Genomic DNA, 2,050 nt, shown 5'->3' with positions numbered 1-2,050 from the left:
GACTTGCTGTGCACGTCCATTCCCACATAGGATTTCATTCGGGCTGTCCTCCCTTACTTTGGGGCACCTCCTCGGAGGTTGACCCCGCTCATCTGTTGTGGCCCGATTTTTCGGTGACCACGAAAGCGAGGACAGCCCTTTCTTCGTCTTCATTGAAACGATATCGTTGGGCGGCGAAAGCGGATCATTGTCGTGCCTGTGCCGGAAGCCGAGCGCCAGCGCCTCATCACCCAGCTCGAACAGTTCGCGTGGCGCAAGATTCCGCCTCACGCGCGCGCTCAGGTTCGGCTCGAAATCAAAGCGCGCGGTAACGACATAACGGTCGTTGAATGTCGCCCCTATTTCCGAGACCACTCCCAGGAAACCGAACATCCCATCGCGCGCTTCCATTACGAGCCGGACGGGCGCTGGCGGCTCTTCTGGCTCCGGCACACTGGCCGCTGGTACGCGTACGAGAACGCCCGTCCCACAAAGGACACGGCTCGCCTTGTTCGCGAGCTCGAAACCGATCCTACGCACATCTTCTGGGGCTAGGTATGGCCTACTTCCAGCGCCCGGTCGCCGCCCAACACCTCATTGCACCGGACTCGGCGTCAGTCGCTCGCGCTCCTTCCTTCTCGCCGGTGAACTCGCCCATGAAGATTTCTGTCAAGCCCCTCGCCTGAGATTCTTTTCGCCGCACGAAGCTGCCGGCCACTCGTCCATTCGGGGTCTATGCCCCACGTATCACTTCAGCGGATGGCGCCCCAAACGATATCCCGGGCTCTTTGGCCCAAAGTTCAGCAGCAGGGTCATCCACCCGATTCTCGGCAAGATTTGCGGCGTGCTTTCCTTTCTCGGCCTTCAGCAGCTCGTCGCTGCGTGAGGCCTCAGTCGATAGACCCGTTTCTTTTCGACGACCATGCGCGGCTCGTGGGCCTTCAGCATCGAGGCGTCGAAGCTCTTCTTGTCACGAAGCATCGCGTACAGGACGCGGCACAGTCGATGCGCTACGGCGGTGACGGCTCGCCGCGTCCCCAGGCGAAGCGTGAGATTCCTCAGGAACGGATTCAGAGGACTGCTCTGCCTTCGTGCCGTGTGAGCCGCCTGCACGAGCATGGCCCGTAGTTCGGGCGATCCCGTCCTGGTGATGTGGCCCTGGCGGTTCGTTTCGCCCGACTGGTAGGTTTGGGGGACGAGCCCCGCGTAGCTTGCTGCGTGCTTGGCGCTCGGAAACCGCGTGGCGTCCGAGAAGACTGCGATCGCCGTCAGGGCCACGATTTCTCCGACGCCCGGCACGGTCCTGAGCCTTTCGACGTCCTCTCCGAAGAATGCGTGCTGCTCCTCGAGGCTCTTCTCGCAAGAAGTCTTCTGCTCCATGGCGCTCTGCCACGCCCGGCCGTGAAGCTCGACGAACTCCCGCACGTCAGGGTGTGCGGAAAGGGCCTGCAGAAGACGCTGCCAGGCACGACGCGTCCCCAGATGCTGGCGGCTCAGCTCCGAGAGCCCCGCTCCTCGAAGCATCTTCTTGGCCGCATTGATCTCGGCCGTCCCGAGCCGCACGAAGTGGCGCCGCCGCGAGAGGGTGTTGCGCAGGTGCTCGATCTCCCCGGGTGGCACGTGCACGATGCCTCGGTAAAGGCCTCGCCGAATGCCTTCGCACAGCTCGACGGCATCACGCGTGTCGCTCTTCTGCCTCGGACGATGTGCCTTCATCCGGACTTCTCGTGCGTCCACTACCACCGGCGACAGACCCAGCTCGCTCAGCCGTCTCGCCGCAAAGAACGCCATCGTCCCCGACTCCAGAGCCACCAAAGTCGAGGCTCGCAGCCCAAACCGCTGCCGCAGCAAGCCGAATCCCTCCCTCGACGTCGCCACCTCGCCCCGCCCCAGCTCCTCTCCACGCTCGTTCTGAATCACGAAAACGCTCGACTTGCTGTGCACGTCCATTCCCACATAGGATTTCATTCGGGCTGTCCTCCCTTACTTTGGGGCACCTCCTCGGAGGTTGACCCCGCTCATCTGTTGTGGCCCGATTTTTCGGTGACCACGAAAGCGAGGACAGCCCTTT

General features: G+C 62.5%; 2 protein-coding genes. Both read right to left on the bottom strand.

The window, feature by feature from the left end; translation table 11 throughout:
• The coding region (locus VGM51_14265) for a hypothetical protein (GenBank protein HEY3414200.1) at positions 1–372 on the bottom strand (372 nt) is incomplete at its 3' end.
• A 471-nt stretch (positions 373–843) separates the two neighbouring features.
• The gene (locus VGM51_14260; protein HEY3414199.1) at positions 844–1,947 is read right to left on the bottom strand and encodes an IS110 family transposase; all 1,104 of its coding nucleotides are present in this window, start codon (positions 1,945–1,947) and stop codon (positions 844–846) included.
• Positions 1,948–2,050 lie beyond the last annotated feature (103 nt).

This window comes from Armatimonadota bacterium (assembly GCA_036504095.1).
In the GTDB taxonomy this organism is placed as follows: domain Bacteria; phylum Armatimonadota; class DTGP01; order JAKQQT01; family JAKQQT01; genus DASXUL01.
This window is presented reverse-complemented; position numbering and strand designations above follow the sequence as displayed.

Bases quoted from the DNA above. Each gene is read 5' to 3' on its own strand.
- VGM51_14260 (HEY3414199.1), bottom strand. From the start codon at position 1,947: ATGAAATCCTATGTGGGAATGGACGTGCACAGCAAGTCGAGCGTTTTC.